Genomic DNA, 25,485 nt, shown 5'->3' with positions numbered 1-25,485 from the left:
GCGCTGTGAGAAAGCGCCCGGTCAGTCCGCTGATCGGGCACTCGCTCCCGCGCGCTTCAAAAAGGAACTGAACAATGATCGCAATACTAGGAGCAGCCGGCAACGTCGGCTTCGCAACATCAACGAAACTGCGCGAGGCAGGTGTGCCTGTCCGGGCAATCCTGCGGGATGAAGGAAAAGCTGATCGGCTGCGCTCGATCGGCTGCGATGTGGCGATCGCCGATCTCCACGACACAGCCGCGTTGGCAACAGCTCTCGGGGGCGCCGACACCGCGCAGATCATCCTTCCACCCCCGACTCAGGCTGAAGATGCCGTTGGGGAGATGAAGGCAGCGATCGAAAGCCTTTACGCTGCCTTAGAAACGGCGCAGCCAAAGCGAGTTCTCATCGTTTCGGACTATGGCGCTCACATCGACGAATGGATTGGCATGCCGAGCGCCTTCCGGCTCCTCGAGGATCGCCTTCGCCAGCTCTCGATACCGAAAATCATCCTTCGCTCCGCTGAGCACATGCAGGGATGGGCCGCATTCTTCCCAGTCGCGGCCGGCGCGGGTGTGCTTCCGAGCCTGCACCATCCGATCGACGCGCAGTTTCCCACGATCTCAGCGCCCGATCTTGGCGTGATCTCGGCGCGCCTCCTGCTGGACGAAGGCACTTGGGGCATCGAACGTATCCTCCATGCCGAAGGTCCCCGCCGCTACAGCGCTGCCGACGTCGCCGCGGCGATGGGCGAATTGCTCGGCCGCCAGGTCGCAGCGATGGCACTGCCTCGTGACCAGTGGCAGGAAAGCCTGGAAAAAGTGTTGAGCCCCAGCACGACGAAGCTCCTGATCGACCTTTACGACGCCCACAACAAAGGTGGCCTTGTCGACGTGCAGCCCGGTGGCGAAGTCTTCAATGGAACCACCGATTTGGTCGAGGCGCTGCGCCCGCTCGCACCCGCTACAGGTGGCGTCGAACCCGCCTGAGGCTGCGTCCCTCCAGCGGTCCAAGTTTAACAGAACGAACCGGCTGGATGTGTGACTCGGTCTATGGCCGCAGGCTCTCACCCCAAGATCCTGCGGCCTAAATCTCACAGCATTTGGAAATTTCATTTAGTAAGGAGGCCTTATGGCCGACAGTAACGCGTTCGACCAAAGCAAAGTTTTGAATGTCGGGATGGTCTTGTATCCCAACTTCACGCTCCTCGATCTCGCAGGTCCGCATGCCGCTCTCGGCATGCATGGAAAGACCCATCTTCTCTGGAAGACCCTGGACCCCGTCTGGACCGATACCGGCATTTCCATCAACCCGACCACCACGTTCGCGGACGCCCCGGCTGATTTGGACGTAATTTTCGTACCTGGCGGCCATGGGACGGGCGACGCAATGAGGGATCAGGACATCCTGGAGTTCCTCGCGCAGGCCGGATGGTCGGCCCGATTCATAACGTCGGTCTGCACTGGATCGCTCTTGCTCGCCAAGGCCGGCCTTCTGAAGGGCCACCGTGCGGCAACGCATTGGGCTTTCTACGACGCCTTGGAGGCAATGGGTATCGAGGCAAGCCACGATCGCGTTGTCGTAGATGGAAACCGCTATACGGGTGGCGGCGTCACTGCAGGCATCGATTTCGGACTTACCCTCTTGGCAGCTCTTAAAGGTGAAGCGACTGCCAAATTCACGCAACTGGCCATGGAATATGACCCCCAGCCACCTTTCACGGATGGTCATCCCCGAACGGCGGACCCTCTGGTCGTTCAAGCCGCCCGAATGGCAACGTCCGAGATGAATCAGCAGTTCGTGGAATCGGCCCTGGCAGAGACTTCGGCAGTCGCCTGGATCTAGGCACCGAGCGACACCAGCACGTTGGAGCGATCGCCACGCGATCTACGGCGGAAACGGCGCACTTCCTTGCATGGCGCAGCCTGCAGGCGATCGCCTCCAATTTCTCTCAATCCCACGAAAATACGCAACCGCCCGGAACGCTGATGTGGCGAATGTGACCACAGGCGAGCCGGTTGGCAAAGCGCGAGCAACACTAGGATGCCGATGCATGCCAAATATGACCCTCGACCTCCGCTACCTTCGCTATGCGATGATCGCCGCTGAGCACGGGAGCTTTCGTCGGGTCGCTCAGGTGCTCGGCGTCCCGCAGTCAACGGTAAGCCGACGCATTCTAATCCTAGAGCACAAGATCGGCTTCAGTCTCTTCGAGCGAGATTACCGCGGAATCCGGGTCACCAAAGCCGGGTCGGAATTTTTGAAGCAAGCGGCGATGGGTGTGAGTCATTTCGAGCAGGCAATCAAGTTTGCCGCTTCTACGGAGCGCGGAGAACGAGGTGAGATCAAAGTTGGAATGTTGACGGCACTCACTGCGGAACCGCTGAACCGCATTTTCCGTCAGTTCCGTCAAAGCCATCCAGGCGTGAAGGTCCGTATCCGTGAAGGGACATCCAAGGAGAACCTCCAGCGACTGACGAGCGGAGAGGTCGATGTGGTTTTCATCACGGGATCACACTCAATTCCGGGCTATGAGTCGATTGTCCTCTGGTCCGAGGGGGTATTCCTCGCTCTGCCTGAAGCGCACGACTTGGCGGGCCGCGACGACCTTGTCTGGACCGACACCCGGAACGAGCCCTTTGTGGTCAGCAGCGAAGGTGCTGGACCAGAGGTTCGCGACTACCTGATTCAAAGGTTGGCTGGGCTGGGGTTCAGCCCGACGATCGACATCCACGAGGTCGGCCGTGACAGTCTGATGAATTTGGTCGCTATGGGATACGGGCTCACGGTCTCCAGTGAATCGACACTTGGAATCGAGTGGCCTGGCGTCGTGTTCAAGCAGATGTTCTGTCCGGAAGGTGACCTACCCGTCGGCGCGGTTTGGTCCCCGACGAATTCGAACCCAGCCCTAAAGCACCTGATGTCAATCACTGGCGGCGTCTCACGAGAGAAGCGCCGCGCACCGCGCGCATCAAGAGTGGCCACAGCCGCCGCACGCTAGACGCATCTGAGTCTACGCGGCCTTGCGCTCGACAGCGCGGTAGACGCCATAGCCGATCTTCACCAAGAGACCTTCTTCGCACATCCGCGTGAGGTAATGCCGGGGAATGCCGATATCGGTGAACTCCCGAGTTTTCACATTCCCACGCTCCAAGGCCAGGGCATACGCTCGATCGCGCAGGGATGGCTTAGGTCCGCCCGCATTACGCACGCGTTCCTCACGGTCGCGATCGCGCTTTCTCCGCTTTGGAAGCTGTGGCGTAGATTCGCGCACGATCGGCAGCATGAAGTTCGCAGTTTGCTCCTGCTCGGCGAGCCACCGTCTTTCGTACGCTACGGCGCGCTAGAGCCGCCGAAGGCCGCCGAAAGTGCGATGGGATGCCGGCTCGGAAGGCAACTTGAGCTGCTGATCTTGGTGACTCAGCGCCAAGGGCGGGCGTTGGGCTTCAACCTTCCGATGTCACCTCGACTCACGGCGCGAACGCATATGCCGCCGGGAATCCGCTACGCCTGACATCTTTGAACTTTATTAACGACGTATCGGCTACTATGCTGCGGCAAAAATGCCGGCTCGGGCGGAAGCGAACATCGACCCGATGCTCATGTGCGCGAATCGGCCAAAGTGGGTGGTTTGCGTGGATCAGGGTGTAGTATCAAAAGCTAAAATTCAATCAAACTTCGTTTGGCAGATTGCCGAAACGCTTCGCGGCGACTTCAAGCAGTCGGAATATGGCAAGGTTATCTTGCCGTTTGTAGTTCTTCGCCGCCTTGATTGCATCCTTGAGCCCACCAAAGATGCAGTACTGAAGGCCTATGCCGGACTACCGCCGGGCATAGACGAGCAGACACGCGACATGATGCTATATGGCGCGATCGGCGGCGGCATCCGCGTTCACAATACAAGCACGCTGACATTCGCCAAAATAAGGGCGCAGAATCCGAGCGACGTTCACAAAAATCTCATCGCCTACATCACGGCCTTCTCGGACTCGGTTCGGGATGTCTTTCTCGACAAGTTCCTTTTCACGGACCAACTGAAGAGGCTCGCCGACGCCAATATTCTATGGAAGGTGTTCGAGCAGTTCGCCGCGCTCGACCTTCGACCGGAAGCCGTCTCGACGCTGGCGATGGGTTATCTGTTTGAAGATCTGATCCGCCGCTTCTCGGAAATCTCCAACGAAACCGCCGGCGAGCACTTCACACCGCGCGAGGTGATCCGGCTGATCGTGGACCTCATCATCGTCAACGATGATGAAAAGCTCCGGGGTCAGGGGATTATCCGGCAGATTTACGACCCGGCGTGTGGCACCGGCGGGATGCTCGCGCTCGCCGAAGAAGCCCTGAAGGAGTTTAACCCCGATATTCGTGTCGAGCTTTTCGGTCAGGAGCTTAACGGCGAGTCCTTCGGCATCTGCAAGTCCGACATGCTGGTAACAGGCCATGACCCGGAAAATATCGCCTTTGGCAACACGCTGACCCAGGACGCCCACAAGGACCGGCGCTTTCACTACATGCTGTCCAATCCCCCCTATGGCGTGGATTGGAAAAAGTATCAGGAGCCGATCAGAGACGAAGCGGCGACCCAGGGCAAGGACGGCCGCTTCGGCGCGGGCCTGCCGCGCATCTCGGATGGCCAGCTTCTCTTTCTCCAGCACATGATTTCCAAGATGCGAACCGACGAGATTGGTTCGCGCATCGGCATCGTCATGAACGGCTCACCGCTCTTCACCGGCGGGGCCGGATCGGGCGAGAGCGAAATCCGCCGCTGGATGCTGGAAAGCGACTGGATCGAGGCCATCGTCGCGCTGCCGACCGACCTTTTCTACAACACCGGGATCCAAACCTATGTTTGGCTGCTGACCAACCGCAAGGAACGGAAACGTCGCGGTAAGGTCCAGCTCATCGATGCATCGGGCGAACGCTTTTGGGCGCCCATGCGCAAGAACCTCGGCTCCAAGCGTCGGGAAATCCGCGACGACGGCCGAGAGACCATCACGCATATCTTCCACGAGACGGCGAACGGTGGCGGGCCGTGGAGCGCGGTGTCGAAGATTTTCGACGCCAGCGATTTCGGCTATCGCGAGATCAGGGTGGAGCGTCCACTCCGGCTGAATTTCCAATCCAGCCCCGAGCGCATAGCGCGGCTAAAGCTCGCCAAGCCGTTCCTGAAGCTGGACCCTGCCGAGCAGGATGACGTGTTGAACGTAGTCGTCGATCGCCTGCCGACCACCTTGTTCAAGGACCGCCCCGCCTTCGAGGCCACCTTGACCAAGGCGCTCAAGGGCGCGGGCATGAAGATCGGCGCGCCGGTCAGGAAGGCGATCCTTTCCGCGCTGTCGGAGCGGGACGAGTCCGCCGCCATCTGCCTCGACGGCGACGGCAGGCCAGAACCAGACCCCGAACTGCGCGACCATGAGCTTGTGCCGCTCAAGGAGGATTGGAAGAGCTATGTTGCCCGTGAGGTGACGCCTTTCGTGCCCGACGCATGGGTAGACGAGACCTACAGGGATGACGCGGACAAGGGCGTTGGCCGCGTCGGTTACGAGATCAACTTCAACCGCTACTTCTATCGTTATGTCGCGCCGCGTCCGCTGGCCGAGATCGACGCGGAGCTGAAGACGCTGGAGACAGATATCGCAGACCTCCTGAAAGAGGTGGCGGGATGACGACTTCCGCACCGACCCTCTGGCCGATGAAGGCCCTGCGCCGATTGGTGACAATCAGGTCCAGCAACGTCGACAAGATTATGGATGAGGGCGAGGAAATCGTCCGCCTCTGCAACTATGTCGATGTTTACTACAATGATCGGATTGCCAGCCACATCGAGTTCAGCGAAGGTTCGGCAAAGCCTCAGGAAATCACGAAATTCGGGCTTCGCGCCGGTGACGTTGTCATAACGAAGGACAGCGAAACGCCGGATGATATCGCAGTTCCCGCACTTGTAGATTCAAGCGCGGAAGGAATTGTCTGCGGATATCATCTCGCAATATTGAGGCCCAATCCCTCTGAAATCATTGGTCCATTTCTATTTTGGAGCCTGAAGGCAAAGCCGACTCGCGAATCCTTCGGTCTCACTGCCCAAGGGGTAACTCGCTACGGTCTGACACTGAACGGCATAGGATCGGTCAATATCCCTGTTCCTGATCTCGACGCCCAAAGAGCCATCGCCGCCTTCCTCGATCGCGAAACCACCCGCATCGACAAGCTGATCGAGACGAAGGAACGCCAGGTCGAGGTTCTTCGTGAGCAAAAATCCGCAATCACCAAGGAATACATCCATAGCGGGCTTCATGCGGGTAGAGAGCGTGTAGCTACCCAAAACTCGTGGTTCCCTCTCATACCACAGGGCTGGCAACCCCGCCGCATGCGATTTTTGTTCCGCGCAGCGAAGCGGCAAGGCATGCCTGATCTCGACGTGCTGTCCGTCTACCGGGATTTCGGGGTCATTCTGAAATCGTCTCGAGACGACAACATCAACAAGACACCCGAAGACCTATCTTCGTATCAGCTTGTTGAACCAGGAGATTTGGTCGTCAACAAGATGAAGGCGTGGCAAGGGTCCCTTGGGATCTCAGAACTCAGAGGGATAACTAGCCCCGATTACCTTGTTTATCGACCCGTAGCGCCAATGAACGGACGCTACATGCACTATCTACTGCGCACTCGGCCCATGCCTTCGCTATTCTTGACAATATCAAATGGTATAAGGATCGATCAATGGCGTCTCGAACATGCCAAGTTCATGGACGTTGTCGCATGGCTTCCATCACTTGATGAGCAGGCCGAGATTGCAGCAGCAATCGACGCCCGGACTTCGAGAATCGAGCGGATCGTCAAGTCGGTCTCCGATAGCATAGAGTTGCTGAGAGAACACCGCGCCGCCCTCATCACCGCGGCTGTCGCGGGCCATATCGACATCCGCGAAAATCTGCCGGCCGCCATATCCACGTCAGACCGAGACAGATTCCGCCTCCTCGTCGGAGCGGAGATCATCCACCAGCATCGGAGCAATCCGAAGTTCGGACGAGTGAAACTGCAAAAGGAACTCTATCTCGCTGAAGCCCATCTTGGCATCAGCGAACTCCAGGGTAACTACTTCCGTCAGGCCGCGGGGCCGCTCGATCGCGCCTTGATCGAGGAGACAGAGCGCGCGGTGGAGGTTGCAAGCTTCTACAGGGCGCGCCAGGCGGACGGGGTGGGTACGATCGTCACCTATGCTCCACTGTCAAACGCCGGGGGGCACAACGCTGAACTCAAAAGCCTGCTGGGGCCGCGCGCCGATACGCTGGACGGTCTCATCGGTCTCCTGCGCGATTTCGGCACCGAGGCGGTCGAGGCCATCGCCACTCTCTACGCCGTGTGGAATGACGCCCTGATGGACGGCCGACAGCCAGACGACTCCATGGTAGTCAACGGCGTCCTGACGGAATGGCACGAGGAGAAGGGCAAGAAGTTCAAGGACAGCGACCTTCGCCGTTGGCTAGACTGGATGAAGCGCAATGGCCTCACCCCGCGCGGCCAAGGCCCCCGCACAGCCCAAACCATGACGCGGGATATGTTCGCATGACGCGCGCCGATATCTTCACCGAAGAGACCATGACCCGGCCCCTCTTCGAGGAACTTACCGGCGAACATGCGCGCGAGGACGAATGGTCCGGGCCTCACGGCTTTGCCCTTGGCGGGATGATGCAGGCCAATGCCGCATCCCTTGCGGAGGAATATTTCGCCGCTGCCAACGAGCTGGTGGACGCGATCAAAGATAAGCGCATCGCTGACTACCGGATCGGCAATGCGGCGCTGTTTCTCTATCGCCATTCCTGCGAACTCATTCTCAAGGCCGCGATGCCCGACGCGAAGCGGGTTCACGACCTGATCGCCCTCACTGACAGATTCGTAGCGATGGTAAAGGAGCGCTACGGTCAGGCTGTTCCCTCCTGGATCGTGCGGCGCATGAAGGAGCTCGCCGCGATCGACCCCGGCTCGACCGCGTTCCGATATGGCGCTTATGGGACACCGATCGACGCGGCCGACCAGCCAATCGGATTCGAAGCTTATGTCAGCCTGCCACACCTGCAAGCGGCGATGCTGGCGCTCAACACGGCACTGGTGTCGGCGGTCGACGAAATCAGGATGGCGCGGGGGGATCGGCCATGAATTACGAACAGCTATCGACCTCGCACCCCTACGCCAAGGGCTTCTCAGAAGATACCGTTCACCGGGAAGAGGTGCTGGAGGTCCATCTGTGCAAGGCGCTGGTGGAACAAGGTTATCGTCCCCGCCGTTCCGAGGACTATGATCGCGTCTCAGCGCTCGACAAGGCGCTGGCGATCGAGTTCATCAAAACGACGCAACCCGACGAATGGGCGAAGCTGGAAGGTCACTATGGTCCTTCCGCCGAAGCCGAGTTTTTCAAGCAGCTTGAGCAGGGATTGAAGCAGCGCGGCACGCTGGATGTGCTGCGCAACGGGCTCAAACTGGTCCCGAACCTCAAGTTCTTTCTCGCAGCCTTCAAGCCGGCGTCCGGCGTCAACCCGGCTTTGGTCACGCTTTTCGAGAGCAATATCCTCAGCGTCATCAATCAGCTTCGCTACAGCGCGAAAAACGAGAACGCTATCGACGTGGGGCTGTTCGTCAACGGTCTACCCGTGGCCACGCTGGAACTGAAGAATACCCTGACCGGCCAGAATTTCCGTCATGCTGAGCGCCAGTATCGCCATGATCGGGCGCCCGCCAATGAGCCGCTGCTAACGTTCAAGCGAGGAGCCCTGGTCCATTTCGCGGTGGATCAGGACAATGTGTCCATGACCACCCGCCTCCAGAACGGCAAGACCCGGTTCCTGCCCTTCAATCGTGGGCATGACGGAGGCGCGGGCAACCCGGACATCGGCGGGGAGTTTCGTGTCGCCTATCTCTGGGCGGATCAGCCGGAAGGTCGGGCGATTTTCTCTCGCGATATCCTTCTCGACATCATCGGGCGGTTTCTCCACCTCGACGGCACGAACGGTAAGGAATCGCTGATTTTTCCGCGTTTCCATCAGATCGACGCGGTTCTGAAGATTCTGGCCCATGCTCGCGCCAACGGCAGCGGCAACAACTATCTTATCCAGCATTCGGCTGGATCGGGAAAGTCCAACACGATCGCCTGGACCGCGCATCGGCTGGTGACGTTGCACGATCCGTCCGAACAGCCGATTTTCGACACCGCGATCGTTGTGACGGATCGCGTCGTCCTCGACCGCCAGCTTCAGAACACCATTGCCCAGTTCGAGCAGACACCCGGCGTCGTCCGCAAGATCGAGGGAACCTCACGGCAGTTGAAGGCGGCGATCGAGGCGCAGGCGAAGATCATCATCACCACGATCCAGAAGTTTTCTACCGACCATCTCCGCGTCATCAGCGGACAAGGAACACGGCGGTTCGCCGTGCTGATCGACGAGGCGCACGGCTCTCAGTCCGGTAAGAGCGCCCAGGCGTTGAGCGACGCCCTCAGCCGCGACGAGGAGGCCGGGACGCCCGACGAGATTGAAGACCTGATCGCGGAATACCAGCGCCAGCGCGGCCCGCAGGCGAACATCAGCTACTTCGCCTTCACGGCGACGCCCCGCAACGTCACGCTTGAGCGTTTCGGCACGGTGGGCGCCGATGGCCTCCCGCATCCGTTTCACCTCTATTCCATGCGGCAGGCGATCGAGGAGGGATTCATCCTCGACGTGCTTCAGAACTACATGACCTACAAGGCGTATTACGCCCTGGAAAAGACGATCGACAACGACCCGGAACTGGACACGCGGCGCGCACAACGGAAGGTCGCGCGGTTCGCCGCCCTGCATCCGACCGCCCTTAGCCAGAAGGTCGAGGTGATGGTCGAGCATTTCCAGCGCCATGTCAGACCGGAGCTGGACGGTCAGGCGAAGGCAATGATCGTGACCTCAAGTCGGGAAAGCGCCCTGCGCTATTATTTCGCGCTCAAAACCTACATTGAGGACAAGGGATATCGCGACCTCAAGGCGCTCGTCGCCTTTTCCGGCGAATTGCACGTCGATGGCAATACCTACACCGAGGCAGAGTTGAACGGCTTCGGCGAAGGCGAGTTGCCCAAGCGCTTCGATACCCCCGAATACCAAATCCTCATCGTCGCGGAAAAATATCAGACCGGCTTTGACCAGCCGAAATTGTCCGGGATGTATATCGACAAGAAGCTGGCGGGGTTGCAGGCCGTCCAAACCCTGTCGCGGCTGAACAGGATTTACCAGGGCAAGGAACGAACCTTCATCCTCGATTTCCAGAACACGACGGATGACATCAAGGAAGCATTTCGCCCCTTCTATGAGGTGTCCAGCCTCGAAGCCGTTTCCGACAAGAACCAGATCTACCAGTTGGAAACACGCATCCGCACATTCGGCTATCTCGACAGCAGTGAGATCGAGCGGTTCGCCACGACCTTCTTCAAGGGAACGCTGTCCACACAGGACCGCGTAACGCTTGAATCCCTGGTTCGCAACGCCGTGGCGCGCTTTGAAGCCGAGGATGACGAAGGCCGACAAGAAGAGTTCCGGCAGCTACTGAGAAGCTACAAGCGCTTCTACAGCTTCGTCGCGCAAATCGTCCGGCTGGGAGATACCAGCTTGGAAAAACTTTATGCCTACACCGATTGGCTGGACCGCATGTTGCCCAACCGCGAGCAGCCGCCGGAAGTGGAGATCACGGACGAGATGTTGCGCCTGCGCGCCTTCCGCGTTCAGCAGAAAGAAGCTGGCTCTGCGTCGCTTGCGGCGGGCGAGACCGTCCCGCTCACCGCAATCAGTGAATTTGGTGCCAAACCCTATACTGAGGACGAAGCCAAGGCGCTTTCGGAGATCGTCCGTTCCTTCAATGACCGGCACGGGACGCAGTTTACAGAAGAGGATTTCATCCGACTTGAACAGGTAAAGCGGAAGGCGCTCGATGACGAAATGGCGGCGGTTTTGCGGAACAATCCGCCGGATGTTTCCCGCCCGACCTTCGTGCGCCGTCTACTTGAAGAGACGATCAAGCAGTATCAGCGTGACAGCACCCTACAAAGCATCATCATGACCAACGCCGAAGACCGCGATCGCATCTTCAACCACCTTTTCAGTCGGGCCTTGCGCGAGGTGCGCGAGATGGGTGCCGTGTAATGGCGATTCCTGACTATCAGTCCCTCATGCTCCCGGTTTTGCAAGTGGCAGCCAAGGCCGAGACTTCCGTACCCTTTGCCGAAACAGAAATTGCCACGAAATTCGAACTTTCGAATGCAGAGCGTGAACAGATGCTGCCGAGCGGCAAACAGCGCGTCCTTCACAATCGAGTTCATTGGGCAAAGTTCTATCTTACGAAGGCCGGACTGCTGGAAAGTCCCAAGCGCGGGCGGTTTACGATAACCCCGGCCGGACAGCGTGTACTGGCTAATCCCCCCGCTACTCTCGACACCAAATTTTTGCTTACAATTCCCTCGTTCCGCGACTTCTACCGTGCCGGGGAGGAATCTCAGGTGGTTGCCACACCTGCCGACGTGAACCCTCAGTCCGCAACGCCAGAGGAGGTCGTTGAAGCTGCGTACAAAGCTGTCCATACCGCACTTAAGGCAGATCTCCTCGAACGCATTCTGCAAAATAGCCCGAGTTTCTTTGAACAGGTCATCATCGAGCTTCTGGTAGCGATGGGCTACGGGGGATCTCATCGGAATGCGTCAGAGCAGCTTGGCAGGACGGGCGACGGCGGCGTTGATGGCGTGATCAATGAAGATGTTCTCGGCCTCGACCGCGTTTACATCCAAGCAAAGCGCTATGCCCCGGGAAGCGCAGTCGGGCGGCCTGAAATCCAGGCATTCACCGGAAGTCTAGTCGGTCTCGGCGCGTCGAAAGGAGTGTTCGTAACGACCTCAACCTTTTCCGCCCAGGCTGTTGAGTTTGTATCTCGCATTCCACAACGTGTAGTTTTGATCGATGGGCGCCGCCTAACCGATCTCATGCTCGAGCATGGCGTCGGGGTACGGTCCAGCCGCTTGCTGGAGTTCAAACGCTTGGATGAGGATTTCTTCGCGGAAGAGTGATATCGATCGCCATAAGCTGGATTTCAGCGGCGTCCTAGAAGGACCGTAAGCCGCGACCTAGCCTGGTCGGTGTCGATCGTGAGTATGGAAGGGAGATCAGCGGCGAGCACGACATTACAAACCGAGATCGTCCGCCACGAGGTCGCACAGGATTGGAGCGCGATAGCGACATGATCCGATCCCCGGCAAAGCGACGCGCAGAAGGAGACTCTGACGCTGATCGCACCCGAATCAAAATCGGAGAAGCACTCGATGGCAAAGGCGGCATCGTCGCAACGCTTCTACGATCGCCGTTGGTTGGAGCGGGCATCGACCTGACACGCGACCGCGAACTTCCGCGCGACCTTGACCTTTAGGCCCAGCCAGATCACGCCGCTTCGCGATCCGCTGCGCGATAGACGCCGTAGCCGACCTTCACCAACAGACCCTCCTCGCACATCCAGGTCAGATAGTGCCTTGGGATACCGATGGCGGTAAAATCGCACGTCCTCACGGTGGTGCGTTTGGAGGCGAAAGCGTATGCTTTTTCCCGTAGTGAAGGTTGCGGGCCGCCGGCGAGTCGAACGCGCTCCTCTCGATCGCGGTCGCGCTTCCGACGCTTGGGGGGCTCTGGCGTAGGTTCGACGGCAATCGGCAGCGTATAGTTCGCAGTTTGCTCCGGCTCGGGGAGCCATTTTTAGAAATAAGCGCCTGTTTTTGTTGAGAAATCCGAAAACAGGCGCTTACTTCCCCGCTTTCCCTCTGCAATTTCGCTATCAGCCTATACCCGCTGGCTCGGCTACCATTGATCCAACGCGCTAACGCAAACCACTCCGATTTCTCCCCGCAACGCGGCGGCGGCGAATTCCGGCGGCTGGGACTCACCCCAAGCCTTCTCCCAACCGAGGTGTACTATCGCTTCCTCTTCGGCGGCCGATAGTTGATCTGTCTGCCTCGACAGCTCTTGGTCCACGAACATCTGGTTATGGAAGCGGCGATAAAGCGAACCCGGCGACGAGCAGTCGGAGACGATTGGTCCGTAGAAGAATATGACAAGGTATGCGTACTCAAGGCGTGCCCCCGATGAGAGCCTCATGTAATCGGCCAGGATCTGACCAAGGTCGAATTTGGGACTCGGTTGAGTGCGCGGCATTCGCACAGCTTTGTATTCCAAAGCAGTCGCGCTGCCGGCTATCAGGCAATCTACCCTTCCCCGTGTCCGATTGTGGTACCGTTGATCGACCCCAACAACGTTGAGCGGAAGCTCCGGCTTCCAATCAATTCGTTTGCTGTCGAGTTGCTTATGAAACGCGCCGGCGAACGCGGCTTCGATCCCTGTTGTCCTTCCCTGCTGGAGGACGCTGTCGATGTGGGCGCCGATAGCTTCAGCATTTGCTTGCAGCGCCTGATCAAGATGCATTCTAAGCTTTGATAATTTCACAGTTTCAATTCCGTTAGATCATTTTTATGAATGTTAGAGCAGAGAAAGCAACTGCCGTCTGCTGCGCAACCCGCCTCGCCCGATATTCAGGCGCCGATGATCGATTGGGCAGATCGGCCGCAAATAAAGCACATTCAGAGCTGGTGTTGTACTTCTCGTCGTACTGGGACCAAACTAGTTGCAAAATCTCTGGGGAGCACTTAGCGGCTGTTATTGCCGCGGCGAGCCGCTCGCCATATCGTCACGACGGGCCGGAGAAAAAAGTATGCAAATTTACGACTTCATTACAGAAGAAGAGATTGACGAGCTGCCAGAAGATAATCAGGCAGCGTTCCTCGCGTTCGTTAAAATTTCGCGCCGCAGACTTGCCGACGCGACTTCACGCCTGGACGCCAGTGACGAACTGCAATGGAATGAGTTGAACGATGCGCGTCATGGGTTCATGAACATAGTGACGGCGGCCGCTCGAAGATACGAAGTGGAGCCATTCGCTTCAATGAACGTACCGCGCATAGGTCAATTTGCAAATGACGAGCATCGCCAGTTCACCGCCGACCTCGACCATTATATGACACAACTCTTATTGAACGATGGCACTCGGTCACGTCGTGACTCCGTCGCGCTTTCAGAAACCGCTAAAACCAGAATCCGCACTCACCTCCATCATTTGCGCGAGCAAATAGGCAAGGAGGACATGCCCCAGTCAAAGCGGAAAGATCTTCTCGATAAGCTTTCGACGTTTGAGGAGTCCCTCGATAAACGGAGATTGAGCTTGCTGGCTGTCGCTCGCTTGACTGTAGAGATATTGGCGGTTCCAGGCGCCTTGGGTGGCTCCTATGACATTGCCACCAAACTGCTTTCAAATGTCGTTCAGACCGTTGCACAAGAAAAGGGCACCGAAGGAGAACGCGCTCAACGGATTGAGCCGCCGGCGGCCGTGCTTCCACCGAGGCCTTCGGAGGTTCTGGAGCCCTCGCCAAGTCGGAAGTCATCAGAGCTTGATGATATTCCATTTTGACGGGAGAGTGTCAGAGGCCCCGCCCAAAGGCGAGGCTAACGTCAATTCCCAATAACCGGACTAACGCTGTTATCTCCCATCCCTGTCCGACACCTTGATCGCCTCGCACCGCAGCTGGTCAGATCCAGACAGATATCGGCGCAGGTTACCCCACTGCATGTTTTTATGCCGAGGGCAGTTGCCGTTAGTTTTATATGGCTTGCACAACCCACAGGCGGCTTTGCGCGGGCGCTTTCTCTTGTGGTGCATATCCATCTCCGAACAAAGTCGGTGCGCCCCAATGGCGCACGCGTTTCTTTCGGGGGTGGGCGGATGTGCTGTTCATTTTCCCTCTTTTACTATAATGGCGAGAAACGGAAAAGCCGTCGGCAGGTGAGGCGACAAACAGGCTGGCGCCCCCTCGCCTAGCCCTAAATCAGCACTCCCTAATCCTTGCGAAAATTCACGAGGCGCATAAATTCAATCTACCGGATAGCTTTTGCTGGTGACCACGGATGTACTGGCACCGGGCTGATGCAATCAAAGAAGGGTCGGCGCGAGCATTCGCCCCGACCTTTTCTTTGTTCAGGCGCCGGAAACAAAACGCCCGCCGAGTTGGGAGGTCGACGGGCTGCTGTGGTGGCGTGGGGAAGTCAGGCCGACGGCTTCAAGGGGCCGGAGCACTGCCGACTAAAAATTGAAATACACGGTCACACCTGACCGGCGACGATAGGGGTAATCGTCGCGATAGCCGTAATAGTCGCGATAGCCATAGTGCCGAGAACGGTAGCACGAGCCGTAGTACCGGCAGTCGCGGTAAGCGTATCGGCTTTTCTTCCAGTGACCATATGCATGTCCATTACCGTGGCGACGGTGTTTGACCTGCTCCACGTCGGCGGCGTGTATTGCAACCGCTTTCGGCACGACGATCGGCGTGGCATTTAGCGGCAGGGCGAAAGATGCAGACAAGACCATGGCTGCAAGTGAGGAAAAAAGCATCTTCATCGGCGCATCCTTTCAGGCTGCGATTCTGGGTTAATAGGCATTAACCTCCGATGAACGCTGCGCGCTTGAAGGAACACTGGCCGACGCGTTGCTGGTGTTGGCGCAGGTGGTGACCGCGCCGCGCCCTATTGCTTCAACGTGTGTCGCGGACAATTGCCGTTCTGATCGGCCATCTTTGCGTTGCCGGTTTGATGGTATACAGACTGCCGCAGGACGCGACTGCCATTAACTTAAGAATGGGGTCGGGCGGCAGATTGACGTCACGTCGCTGCCACGAGATCACGTGGCCGTTCTGTCTCGATCATTGGAGCTTGGATGCCGGCTCCTTCGAACGCATCCATCGCCGCAGCAATCAGATAGCGTCAGCCATAGCCCTCGGTGCAGCACCGCGGTCGGCCCGATGTTGTTCTATGATGTCGCGGCGGGCGCTTTGGCGCCGTCGCCAAATGGAAATGAGTTCTGGAATCAATCGCGAGGCTGCCGGCCAGCCTCGCGACCGCTAACGAAGAGGAGAAGCCTCAGCAGGCTCAGCCGACCACCCTAATAGCTGCACGAACGGCCGTCGCCGGGACGAAATCCATCCGCGCAGGCCGGGTTCATCGAATCTCCCGGTTGATATCCCGATGCCGAACCGTATGAATTCGGCGCAGTCGAGCAGGCCGAGGCAATGGCGGCAAGACTGATGGCTCCGGCTGCTAGAAATGCCCGTAATCCGTTCATCGATGCTTCTCCAATTCAGGCTGTGGCCAAAACGATCGGTGCCTCTCCAGCAGGAAATGACAGGAGAAATTTCCCGCATTCATTTCCGTCCAGAGCACCCTGCCTGAAAACATATATGTACTCTCCGCGGTCGGCGTCAGCACCGAAGCGCAAGATTTCCCGTCCATATTGCGCAATCGCCTATCCTTACCGCAGGTCGTCCGTTTCGGCGGGTCATCCTATCGCCCGTTCACGGAAGCCACCGGGATGGGCTGCGCGGAATATCTCGCTCTTGACTCGTTTGCTGCGGAGAACATAATAAGAACATCGGCGAAGCGGCCGCCCATCTGAAAACCTGCATTTGGATAACTCCGAAAGAGATCGAGACCGTGCGTCCGCAAATCGCCGAGACACTGGCAGAAGAAACACTGAGGGAAGAGGTCGACGCGGTTGTCGCCTTTCATGATGGGAACGTCCGTGCCGCCATCACGACGTTGTTGCTGGATTGCCGTCACTTGCGGCTTCAGCTTGCCCTCACGGAAGAGATGACAGGCCGCAGTCCGGCGGCGGGATCGCGAGCGACTTACCGACGGTCATGAAACATCGCCGCAGTATCGAGCTTACGCCCCCTGAGGGCTATGGCCTCGAGGAAAAGCAAACCCTGGCGACCTTGCCGCAGTGGTTCGTCATCCACGCCCGCTGCGGCGCGTGCGGTCACCAAACACCTCTCGAGCGGCGGAGCATTGCCCGGCGCTGCGGCTTTGACCTGTCTCTCGCCGGACTGGCCAAGCGCCTCAAATGCCGAGAATGCGGCAACCTCGACAATCTGCTGCTGCTGGAAAAGCTGCCGCGCGATTGACTGAAACCGCGCATCGGTTGGCGTTGGAAAAGTCCTCCTGCCAATGCCAAGCCGGCCGGGAACAAACGCTGTGATTAAAAGTTGAGTGGCATCAACAACGTAACGTCAGCCCTGACAGGAGGTCTCTCATGGGTCGCGGTATTCTACTTTGGCTGCTCGGTGTTCCACTGCCTATCATCATTCTTCTGGCTCTGTTTATGCGATAGGAATGGATCATGTCGGTTTCAATGACAGGTTCCGGAGAGGTTGCCACTCCGGTCGAATCCTCCAAATCGGCCATGACCTGGGGGCCTATCTTCGGGGGCGCCGCGGCGGCCATCGGCGTGACCCTGATCCTTTTGCTTCTCGGATCAGGCCTCGGGTTGACGATGGTGTCGCCCTGGTCGGGGCAGAGCAGTTCGCTCGGGACACTCGGCGTGACGGCGGCAATCTGGCTCGTTCTCGTGCAATGGCTCTCTTCGGCGCTCGGAGGCTATATTACCGGCCGGCTGCGGACGAAATGGGCGGCTGTTCACACGGATGAGGTTTTCTTCCGTGACACGGCGCATGGTTTCCTAAGCTGGGCTCTGGCTACTGTCTTCGTCGCCGGGTTTCTCGCATCATCGCTCACCTCGCTGGCCGGCGCGGGTGCACAAGCCGCGGGCTCGGTCGTGGGATCGACTGCCACGGCCGCCGGCACGGCAGCAGCTTCGTCGGCAACCTCGCCAGTGGATCTTTCCACCTCCTATTTTACCGACGCATTGCTGCGCCCTGACCAGGCTCGCGCCGCGGCGACGTCCAATGATGCCGCGGCGACATCCGAGGTGTCCCGCATCCTCCTCAACGGCGCGGCAGAGGGCCAGATTCCCGATGACGACAAGGCCTATCTTGCCACCATCGTATCGTCCCGAACCGGCCTTTCCGAAGCCGATGCACGCACCCGCGTCGACACGGTGCTGAAGCGGATCGACGACGCCAAGGTCGCCGCTCAGAAAGCTGCCGACGAGGCACGCAAGGCGGCCTCCACGACGGCCCTGCTCGGCTCGCTGTCGCTTCTGATCGGGGCTTTCATCGCCTCTGCCGCCGCAGCGTTTGGCGGATCGCAACGCGACGAAGAGGAGGATCTCATCGTTGCACGCCGGCTCTGAAAACCGGCGGAAACGGGGGCGCGGGGTCGAAAGGCCCCGCGCCCTATTTTATGCAGTCTTGTTTAGACGCAGCCCTTCGCCAGGTTGCAGTTTATTTCGCGGTGAGCGGAACATGTCGTCATTTTTGAGCTTCGGTTAGGTCACACCCTTTCCGGAGAAGATAGATGGCCAAGAAGACGAAGACCTCGCCCTCGGACAACGCGACGATTCATGATCAGAAACTGCACCGCGGTGCAGGCGGTGAGCTGCATCAGTTTGCCGAGGACGGCATGCCAGTGCTGACCACAGCACAGGGCGGCCCCGTTTCCGACGATCAGAATACGCTTCGTCTCGGCGCTCGCGGCCCCGCCCTCATCGATGACTTCCATTTTCGCGAGAAGATCTTTCATTTCGACCACGAGCGCATCCCCGAGCGGGTCGTGCATGCGCGCGGCTACGGCGCCCACGGCTATTTCGAAACCTATGAATCGCTAGCCGCCTACACCCGGGCCGATCTTTTCCAGCGGCCCGGCGAAAAGACGCCGGCCTTCGTGCGGTTTTCGACAGTCGCCGGCAGCAAGGGGTCCTTCGATCTGGCGCGCGACGTGCGCGGTTTCGCGGTGAAGCTCTACACGCAGCAGGGTAATTGGGATCTGGTCGGCAATAACATTCCCGTCTTCTTCATTCAGGACGCGATCAAATTTCCGGACATCATCCATGCCGTAAAGCCGGAACCCGACAGGCAATTTCCGCAGGCGCAGTCGGCGCACGACAATTTCTGGGACTTCATCTCCCTCACCCCGGAAAGCATGCACATGATCATGTGGGTCATGTCGGACCGCGCCATCCCGCGCTCTTTCCGTTTCATGGAGGGGTTTGGCGTTCACACCTTCCGCTTCGTCAACGCGGCCGATGAATCGACCTTCGTCAAATTCCACTGGAAACCGAAACTCGGCCTGCAATCCGTGGCCTGGAACGAGGCGGTCAAGATCAATGGTGCGGATCCGGATTTCCATCGCCGCGACCTCTGGCAGTCGATCCAGTCAGGAAACTTTCCGGAGTGGGAACTTTGCGTGCAGCTTTTCGATCAGGATTTCGCCGACGCGTTCGACTTCGATATCCTCGATCCGACAAAGATCATTCCCGAGGAGGTTCTGCCGGTCAAACCGGTCGGCCGTCTGGTGCTCGACCGAATGCCCGAGAACTTTTTCGCCGAGACCGAGCAAGTCGCGTTCATGACGCAGAACGTTCCGCCCGGCATCGATTTCAGCAACGACCCGCTTCTGCAAGGACGGAACTTCTCCTATCTCGATACGCAGCTGAAACGTCTGGGCGGCCCGAACTTCACCCATCTGCCGATCAACGCTCCGAAATGTCCCTTCCACAATTTCCAGCAGGATGGCCACATGGCGATGCGCAATCCTGTCGGACGGGTCAATTACCAACCGAACTCCTGGAATCAGGGACCGCGAGAGTCGCTGGATCAGGGCTATCGTCACTTCCCGGCCGAGGAGCAGGGTGCCAAAGTCCGGTTGCGGCCGGAAAGCTTTGCCGATCATTACAGCCAGGCCAGGCAGTTCTTCATCAGTCAGACTCCGCCGGAGCAACGCCATATTGCGGCAGCGCTGATCTTCGAATTGAGCAAGGTCGAAACACCGGTCATTCGCGAGCGCATGGTCTCGCATCTCATGAACATCGATGAGACTCTGGCCAGCAAGGTTGGCCACGCTCTCGGCCTCAAATCGATGCCGAAGCCTGCCGATGCCGCCATGCCGACGCGCCAGGATCTCGAGCCGTCACCGGCGCTCAGCATTGTCGAGCGCGGTCCGAAGCGGTTCGAAGGACGCAAGCTCGGTATTCTTGTCACCGACGGCAGCGACGCCGCGATCTTCAAGTCGCTGCTTGCCGAGGTCACCGAGCAGAAGGCAACATTCGAAGTGATCGCGCCAAAGATCGGCGGCGTGACGCTCTCGGACGGCAATTGGATCGAGGCGCATCAGATGATCGACGGCGGACCTTCGGTGCTTTACGACGCCGTCGCGCTGCTGCCCTCGTCGGCGGGAAGTAGCGATCTGCTGAAGGAGGCCACGGCCCATGACTTCGTGTCGGATGCCTTCGTGCATTGCAAGTTCATCGGCTATGTGGAAACAGCGCGGCCCCTCATGCAAAAAGCCGGAATTGCCGATTCCCTGGATGAGGGCGTGCTTGCGCTTAGAGCGGCTGGAGATGTCGCGGCCTTTGTCAAAGCGCTTGGCAAACTGCGTGTCTGGGGCCGCGAACCGTCGGGCAAACTGAATTGAATGTCGATGGCCATGGGAACAGCTCGTCGTCCAAAACCCGCGGAAATGCGGGTTTTGGACTGTTCGCAGCACTTAATGTATTGAGCTTGGATGATGGAAACATCTGCTCCATCTTTCGTTTAGGGGCTGTGGAGAACCGCATGCGCTGGCGTTTTCGACAGATTTCCGACTTCGCCGTCTTGTGGGCGGGGCATCGCGTGGTCCCTGTCACGCTGGTCGCGTTTGTCGCCATATGGGCGGCGGCGGGCGTCAGTTTTTCTTTCCCACGGCAATGGTTTCTGCTGACCAACATGGGAGGGACGCTCATCATATTTTTTATTCTTCTGCTCGTGCAGCACTCCCAAAATCGGGATATGGTGGCACTCCAAACCAAGCTCGACGAACTGATCCGATCAAGCAAGGCTGGAAATCACTGGATTGCGGCTGAGAAGAAAGAAGTCGAGGCCATTGAGGAAATGCGCCAGCAACACCACGACCAGATGTCAGAGACGATGAACTGAAAAGTCGCATCGAGGCGACATGCATCATCAGGTGGAGGCTGCCTCCGCGGCAGATTTCTCATCCGCTTTTTCCTCGACGCATTCGGCTTGCGCGGCAAGCGTCTTGCTCATTTCTCTGAGTTCACCCTCGTCCAACTTCTCGATGCCGACGAACTTGTTGGCGGCCTGGCTTGTCAGGATGAGTTCGTCCAGCTTGGCCTGAACCGCTTTGCCGTCACGGTTCTGGCTGTTCTGCAACACAAAGACCATCAGGAAAGTGATAATGGTCGTGGTCGTATTGATCACCAGTTGCCAGGTTTCAGAATAGCCGAAAAAGGGGCCGGATACCCCCCAGGCAATCACCAGCGTCAGAGCCGCGACAAAGGTGAACGGCTTTCCCGAGAAATCGGCGACGACGGTTGCAAAGGAAGAGAAGAAGTTGGGTTTGTTCGACATTTGAAAAGCCTCGCTGGATCGCAGCATTCATGCCGTCAATCGACAACATCAACGCCATTTCCGGGCCGAAGTTCCTCGCGCTGCCGAGCTGCCCGCGCGCCGGCAAACCCGTGATTCAGAAAATATTGTGCAGCGCAGCAACTTTCCGCCGACTGACACGTTTAGGCAGGCATCACCGCCATCCCGGCAGCTGATGGCGGAGACTTTTATGAGATCTATGTCAGACACGATCGCACGCCTTGCCGCGCTGCGAGGAACGCTTCGCCCCCGCCCCACGCAGGAAAATCCCGATCTTGTCGCCTTGGACGCATTTGGTGCAAACCCGGGTGCATTGGGAGGCTACACTTACCTGCCGTCGAAACGCGCGAAAAACATGGCCTTGGTCGTCGTCCTGCACGGCTGCACCCAGACTGCATCAGGCTATGATATCGGGTCAGGGTGGTCGCGATTGGCAGAGGATTATGGTTTTGCGCTGCTGTTTCCCGAGCAACGACGGGCAAACAATCCCAACCTCTGCTTCAACTGGTTTAACCCGGGGGACATAAGACGGGATCACGGCGAGGTCTTTTCCATTCGCCAGATGATCGCAAAGGTCGTGGGGGAATACGATATCGACAGCAGGCGCGTTTTCGTCACCGGACTTTCGGCCGGCGGCGCCATGGCCGCCGCCATGCTTGCCACCTATCCGGAGGTTTTTGCCGGCGGCGCGATTATTGCCGGCCTGCCCTATGCCAGTGCCGCGACCATCCCCGAGGCCTTCGACCGGATGCGCGGTCACGGCGGGCCGAGCGCCGGAGAGCTTCAGCTACGGTTGAGAAACGCTTCAGGGCACAAAGGTCCCTGGCCGACATTGTCCCTCTGGCAGGGAAGCGCAGACAGAACCGTCCTGCCATCCAATGCGAATGCGATCGTCGAGCAATGGAGACATGTCCACGGCGTCAATGTATCGCCGTCGCGCGTCGACGATTTCGGGCGGCATCAGCGAAGGGTCTGGACGGATGCACACGGTGTCGAGGTGATCGAACTCTACATGATTGCCGGGTATGGATCACGGCACGCCGCTCGATGTCGGCACCGGCTATGGGACAAGCGGCCCCTTCATGCTTGACGTCGGAATTTCCTCGACCGTCGAAATTGCCAGGTCCTGGGGTCTCGTTGCCTCGTTTGAAAAGCGCAGCAACGCAAAACCCTCTGCTGCGCAAGCTGAAAACGCCGTGGGTCCATTCACCGCGGCCAGCGACCGCGGCGGCATTCAGAAGGTCATCGAAGACGCCCTCCGCTCCGCCGGGCTGTTGCGGTAGTCGGCGAATTGCCGCTATCGGTTCTGAGACTTCGGCAGCGGACCGTTTTGATGGCTGAGGACGAGTTCGATCTGGACATCCTGCTGAAACTGCAGCACCCGCTCGCCGACATCACTCTCCGGCATCCCGGCTGCCAGAAGCTGATCGGCGATCCTGCGGCATTCGGCCCTCCAGAATTCTATCGCCTCGGCGCCGTGCCGCCGGCCGAGCTCACGGGCGCAGCGCTCGATATTGGCAGTTCCAGTTCCGGAGGGAAAAGCAATCACCACGCCTTCACGAGGGGCGACGGGGCGGCCGGTCATTTCAGTAGCCATCGAACACGGGTTCCTTTGATCCTGTTCGTTGTCTACGGGACTATGGTTAATGCTTTCTATCCTTCGTATCCGTTCCTTTCGAGGAAGCAAAATTTGCAGTCTACGGCCGTCACGCCGCCGCGCCTTCGACCTTGACGCCGGCGCGGCGATGGGCACAGTCCGCATCACGATCGACACTCCAGGCAGAGACACTCATGACGATATCCGCTCCCCGCGATTTCCTGAAAAGCCTGTTCGACGCGGCGGTTCGCGCCGCCGACCCGCTGACCGGCATCAAGGCGAACCTTCCTGACAGGCCTAAGGGACGAACCGTGGTGATCGGCGCCGGCAAGGGTGCTGCGCAGATGGCTCGGGCGCTCGAAAGCGTCTGGAACGGACCGCTCGAGGGCCTGGTGGTCACACGCTACGGCTATGGCTGCGAAACGCGCGACATCGAGATCATCGAGGCCGCCCATCCTGTTCCCGATGCGGCAGGATTTGCCGCGGCAAAACGGCTGATGGGGACGGTGAACGGACTGACGGAAGACGATCTGGTGATCGCGCTGATCTGCGGCGGCGGCTCGGCCCTGTTGCCTGCCCCGCCGGAGGGGTTGACCCTCGAAGACGAGATTGCGCTCAACGAAATGCTGCTTGCCTCGGGCGCGCCGATTTCGGCGATGAATGTCGTGCGCAAACATCTCTCCACCATCAAGGGCGGAAGACTTGCGGCGGCAACCAGAGCAAGGGTCGTCAGCCTGATCGTCTCCGACATTCCCGGCGACAACCCCGCCCATGTCGCCTCCGGGCCGACTGTGCCGGACGGTTCGACACGGCACGAGGCGCTGGAGATCGTCCGCCAATACGGGCTCAAGCTGCCGCAGGCGGCACTCAACCATCTGAATTCGCCGAAGGCCGATGCACCGCGGCCGGACGATCCGGTCTTCTTACGGCACGCGCACCACGTCATCGCCTCGGCCGGCGTATCGCTGGAGGCTGCCGCTGCCCTGGCAAAATCGCAAGGGATCGAGCCCGCCATCCTCTCGGATGCGATCGAGGGAGAATCGCGCGACGTGGCACTGGTACATGCGGCAATCGCCCGCGAGGTGTTTGGCCGGAACAGACCGTTTTCCAAACCGGTCGTCATCCTTTCCGGCGGCGAGACGACGGTGACGCTGAGAGCCAAGGGCGGCAAAGGCGGGCGCAACGGTGAATTCGCGCTTGCCATGTCGCTTGCGATCGACGGACAGGAGGGCATTCATGTCCTGGCGGCCGACACCGACGGCATCGACGGCTCCGAAGACAATGCCGGCGCCTTTGCCGATGGCGGCACGGTGAGGCGCCTTCGCGCCGCCGGCCTCGATCCGCGCCGGCTGCTCGACGGCAATGACAGCTATTCGGGCTTTGCGAGCGTCGGCGACCTCTTCGAAACCGGGCCGACAGGTACCAACGTCAATGATTTCAGGGCGATCCTGATCCGTTAAAGTGGCGGATCAGGTCTCGATCCGCCCCTGCCCGACCAGCCATCCCACCGCCTCCTGCACTGCCTGCAGCGAGGTGTATCTCGGGGCATATCCAAGCAGGCGTCTGGCTTTGGCGATCGAGCAATTCGGGCTGCGGGCGATATGCTCCCATGTCGCCTCCGCATCTTCGGCCATCTGGCCTGTGGCCCAGGCGTCGAACGGCGCAAAGGTGAGGTTCGGCTGCCGCCCGAACCAGCGCGACATGGCTTCCGCATAGCCGCGAAGCGTCAGCGCCTGCTCCGAAACCGCGTGAAAACTTTCGCCGATCGACGCATTCCAATTGGCGATCGCATCCATGAACATCGCCGCCACGTCGTCGGCATGGACGTGATGGACGGTCTCCAGGCCGAAATTGGGCAATGCCAGGGCTTCGCCACGGGCAAGGGTCGAAAAGACCTGCAGATTGAAATTGCCGGCAGGGTTGAGCGGCGCCCATCCGGGGCCGACAATGTGGCCGGGATGGATGATGGTCGCCGGAAATCCGCGAAGCCTTGCCTGCTGCAGCAGACAGGTTTCTATCGTCGCCTTCTGAATACCATAGTCACCGAAAGGAGACTTCGGCGCCTCCTCCCGTGTCGGCACGGCGCTGGGGTAGCCATGGGTCCAGATCGTGCCGGTATGCAGGAAGTGGCCGACATGCCCGGACAGGGCCGTCACCAACTGCTCGGCACTTTCCAAAGTGAAGCAGATCATGTCGATGACGATATCGGCTTTCACTGCCCGCACGGCCGGGCCGAAGTCGCCTGTCCGCTCCATCTCGGCCCGATCCATCTGGCGCTGATCGACGAAAGCCCAGGCATGGTTTGCAGTATAGGGCTTTGCCGCGCCGCGGCTGATGGTGACGACGTCGTAGCCCGCCTCCACCAGACGGGGAACGAGGTAGGTCCCGACATGGCCCGTCGCTCCGATGACCAAAACCCGCATTGCCGTTCCTCCCTTTGGCATGATCGGCGCCGACTATGCTGCGCCGTGCTGCGATCCTGCAAGCAGACTTTTCACCG

General features: G+C 59.1%; 24 protein-coding genes and 1 pseudogene. 17 read left to right on the top strand and 8 right to left on the bottom strand.

Features of this window, described 5'->3' with window-relative positions; all coding sequences use genetic code 11:
* The first annotated feature begins 74 nt into the window (after positions 1 to 74).
* The 3 genes from RHEC894_RS09090 to RHEC894_RS09080 all read left to right on the top strand — a co-directional run bounded on the left by RHEC894_RS09090 (position 75) and on the right by RHEC894_RS09080 (position 2,980).
* Positions 75 to 968, top strand: a complete 894-nt coding sequence (locus RHEC894_RS09090; RefSeq protein ID WP_085737017.1) for an NAD(P)H-binding protein — start codon at positions 75 to 77, stop codon at positions 966 to 968.
* Positions 969 to 1,110: 142 nt separating this feature from the next.
* On the top strand, positions 1,111 to 1,824 hold the full coding sequence (locus tag RHEC894_RS09085) for a DJ-1/PfpI family protein (RefSeq protein WP_085737016.1): 714 nt from the start codon (positions 1,111 to 1,113) through the stop codon (positions 1,822 to 1,824).
* A 208-nt stretch (positions 1,825 to 2,032) separates the two neighbouring features.
* Complete coding sequence (locus RHEC894_RS09080) at positions 2,033 to 2,980, top strand: LysR family transcriptional regulator (RefSeq protein WP_164517679.1); 948 nt, start codon at positions 2,033 to 2,035, stop codon at positions 2,978 to 2,980.
* A gap of 12 nt (positions 2,981 to 2,992) precedes the next feature.
* Here RHEC894_RS09080 and RHEC894_RS09075 read toward each other — a convergent pair whose 3' ends face one another.
* Positions 2,993 to 3,265, bottom strand: coding sequence for a type IV toxin-antitoxin system AbiEi family antitoxin domain-containing protein (locus RHEC894_RS09075; protein WP_085737014.1), 273 nt, complete (start codon positions 3,263 to 3,265; stop codon positions 2,993 to 2,995).
* Between the two features lie 349 nt (positions 3,266 to 3,614).
* Between RHEC894_RS09075 and RHEC894_RS09070 the strand changes: the two genes are divergently transcribed.
* The 5 genes from RHEC894_RS09070 to RHEC894_RS09050 are packed head-to-tail and all read left to right on the top strand — an operon-like array spanning position 3,615 to position 12,049.
* On the top strand, positions 3,615 to 5,645 hold the full coding sequence (locus RHEC894_RS09070) for a class I SAM-dependent DNA methyltransferase (protein ID WP_245339506.1): 2,031 nt from the start codon (positions 3,615 to 3,617) through the stop codon (positions 5,643 to 5,645).
* Positions 5,642 to 7,546: a restriction endonuclease subunit S gene (locus RHEC894_RS09065; protein ID WP_085737013.1), complete on the top strand. Its 1,905-nt coding sequence runs from the start codon at positions 5,642 to 5,644 to the stop codon at positions 7,544 to 7,546. The genes RHEC894_RS09070 and RHEC894_RS09065 overlap by 4 nt, the downstream gene beginning before the upstream one ends.
* The gene (locus tag RHEC894_RS09060) at positions 7,543 to 8,133 is read left to right on the top strand and encodes a hypothetical protein (protein ID WP_085737012.1); all 591 of its coding nucleotides are present in this window, start codon (positions 7,543 to 7,545) and stop codon (positions 8,131 to 8,133) included. Before RHEC894_RS09065 ends, RHEC894_RS09060 begins: the two co-directional genes overlap by 4 nt.
* Positions 8,130 to 11,135 (top strand): type I restriction endonuclease, encoded by a 3,006-nt coding sequence (locus tag RHEC894_RS09055; protein ID WP_085737011.1) that lies wholly within the window; start codon positions 8,130 to 8,132, stop codon positions 11,133 to 11,135. Before RHEC894_RS09060 ends, RHEC894_RS09055 begins: the two co-directional genes overlap by 4 nt.
* Positions 11,135 to 12,049, top strand: a complete 915-nt coding sequence (locus tag RHEC894_RS09050) for a restriction endonuclease (protein WP_085737010.1) — start codon at positions 11,135 to 11,137, stop codon at positions 12,047 to 12,049. The genes RHEC894_RS09055 and RHEC894_RS09050 overlap by 1 nt, the downstream gene beginning before the upstream one ends.
* Before the next feature lie 367 nt (positions 12,050 to 12,416).
* On the opposite strand, the gene RHEC894_RS33765 is transcribed toward RHEC894_RS09050, so the two are convergent.
* Complete coding sequence (locus RHEC894_RS33765; RefSeq protein WP_085737009.1) at positions 12,417 to 12,680, bottom strand: type IV toxin-antitoxin system AbiEi family antitoxin domain-containing protein; 264 nt, start codon at positions 12,678 to 12,680, stop codon at positions 12,417 to 12,419.
* A 147-nt stretch (positions 12,681 to 12,827) separates the two neighbouring features.
* On the bottom strand, positions 12,828 to 13,448 hold the full coding sequence (locus RHEC894_RS09035) for a hypothetical protein (protein ID WP_010067611.1): 621 nt from the start codon (positions 13,446 to 13,448) through the stop codon (positions 12,828 to 12,830).
* 286 nt (positions 13,449 to 13,734) lie between these two features.
* On the opposite strand from RHEC894_RS09035, the gene RHEC894_RS09030 reads away from it, so the two are divergent.
* Positions 13,735 to 14,487, top strand: coding sequence for a hypothetical protein (locus tag RHEC894_RS09030; RefSeq protein WP_085737008.1), 753 nt, complete (start codon positions 13,735 to 13,737; stop codon positions 14,485 to 14,487).
* A gap of 669 nt (positions 14,488 to 15,156) precedes the next feature.
* Here the strand turns inward: RHEC894_RS09030 and RHEC894_RS09025 are convergent.
* Positions 15,157 to 15,471: a hypothetical protein gene (locus RHEC894_RS09025; protein WP_085737007.1), complete on the bottom strand. Its 315-nt coding sequence runs from the start codon at positions 15,469 to 15,471 to the stop codon at positions 15,157 to 15,159.
* Positions 15,472 to 16,011: 540 nt separating this feature from the next.
* Entirely contained in the window at positions 16,012 to 16,191 is a 180-nt protein-coding gene (locus tag RHEC894_RS33340) for a hypothetical protein (protein ID WP_085737005.1), read from the bottom strand.
* Positions 16,192 to 16,550: 359 nt separating this feature from the next.
* Between RHEC894_RS33340 and RHEC894_RS33335 the strand changes: the two genes are divergently transcribed.
* From RHEC894_RS33335 to RHEC894_RS08990, 5 genes are all read left to right on the top strand, one after another.
* Positions 16,551 to 16,769, top strand: coding sequence for a hypothetical protein (locus tag RHEC894_RS33335; protein ID WP_245339514.1), 219 nt, complete (start codon positions 16,551 to 16,553; stop codon positions 16,767 to 16,769).
* Positions 16,766 to 17,029 (top strand): hypothetical protein, encoded by a 264-nt coding sequence (locus RHEC894_RS09005; protein WP_010068200.1) that lies wholly within the window; start codon positions 16,766 to 16,768, stop codon positions 17,027 to 17,029. Before RHEC894_RS33335 ends, RHEC894_RS09005 begins: the two co-directional genes overlap by 4 nt.
* Positions 17,030 to 17,244: 215 nt before the next feature.
* The gene (locus RHEC894_RS09000; RefSeq protein ID WP_085737003.1) at positions 17,245 to 18,156 is read left to right on the top strand and encodes a hypothetical protein; all 912 of its coding nucleotides are present in this window, start codon (positions 17,245 to 17,247) and stop codon (positions 18,154 to 18,156) included.
* Between the two features lie 164 nt (positions 18,157 to 18,320).
* Positions 18,321 to 20,435, top strand: a complete 2,115-nt coding sequence (locus tag RHEC894_RS08995; RefSeq protein WP_085737002.1) for a catalase — start codon at positions 18,321 to 18,323, stop codon at positions 20,433 to 20,435.
* 140 nt (positions 20,436 to 20,575) lie between these two features.
* Entirely contained in the window at positions 20,576 to 20,935 is a 360-nt protein-coding gene (locus tag RHEC894_RS08990) for a low affinity iron permease family protein (protein ID WP_010065992.1), read from the top strand.
* A gap of 27 nt (positions 20,936 to 20,962) precedes the next feature.
* On the opposite strand, the gene RHEC894_RS08985 is transcribed toward RHEC894_RS08990, so the two are convergent.
* Positions 20,963 to 21,370 (bottom strand): low affinity iron permease family protein, encoded by a 408-nt coding sequence (locus tag RHEC894_RS08985; protein ID WP_085738911.1) that lies wholly within the window; start codon positions 21,368 to 21,370, stop codon positions 20,963 to 20,965.
* A 29-nt stretch (positions 21,371 to 21,399) separates the two neighbouring features.
* Between RHEC894_RS08985 and RHEC894_RS32945 the strand changes: the two genes are divergently transcribed.
* Positions 21,400 to 21,564 (top strand): hypothetical protein, encoded by a 165-nt coding sequence (locus RHEC894_RS32945; protein WP_164517678.1) that lies wholly within the window; start codon positions 21,400 to 21,402, stop codon positions 21,562 to 21,564.
* A 14-nt stretch (positions 21,565 to 21,578) separates the two neighbouring features.
* Positions 21,579 to 22,671 (top strand): annotated as a pseudogene (locus RHEC894_RS08980) (PHB depolymerase family esterase).
* Between the two features lie 14 nt (positions 22,672 to 22,685).
* Here RHEC894_RS08980 and RHEC894_RS08975 read toward each other — a convergent pair.
* Positions 22,686 to 22,985, bottom strand: coding sequence for a DUF6074 family protein (locus tag RHEC894_RS08975; protein ID WP_085737001.1), 300 nt, complete (start codon positions 22,983 to 22,985; stop codon positions 22,686 to 22,688).
* 194 nt (positions 22,986 to 23,179) lie between these two features.
* Here RHEC894_RS08975 and RHEC894_RS08970 point away from each other — a divergent pair, with 194 nt between their 5' ends.
* The gene (locus RHEC894_RS08970; protein ID WP_085737000.1) at positions 23,180 to 24,445 is read left to right on the top strand and encodes a glycerate kinase; all 1,266 of its coding nucleotides are present in this window, start codon (positions 23,180 to 23,182) and stop codon (positions 24,443 to 24,445) included.
* 9 nt (positions 24,446 to 24,454) lie between these two features.
* Here the strand turns inward: RHEC894_RS08970 and RHEC894_RS08965 are convergent, their stop codons facing one another.
* Complete coding sequence (locus RHEC894_RS08965; RefSeq protein WP_085736999.1) at positions 24,455 to 25,408, bottom strand: NAD-dependent epimerase/dehydratase family protein; 954 nt, start codon at positions 25,406 to 25,408, stop codon at positions 24,455 to 24,457.
* Between the last annotated feature and the right edge of the window lie 77 nt (positions 25,409 to 25,485).

Origin of the sequence: Rhizobium sp. CIAT894, assembly GCF_000172795.2 — a bacterium.
GTDB lineage: Bacteria > Pseudomonadota > Alphaproteobacteria > Rhizobiales > Rhizobiaceae > Rhizobium.
Note: the sequence above shows the minus strand (reverse complement) of the source record. Positions and strands in the feature narration are given on the sequence as shown.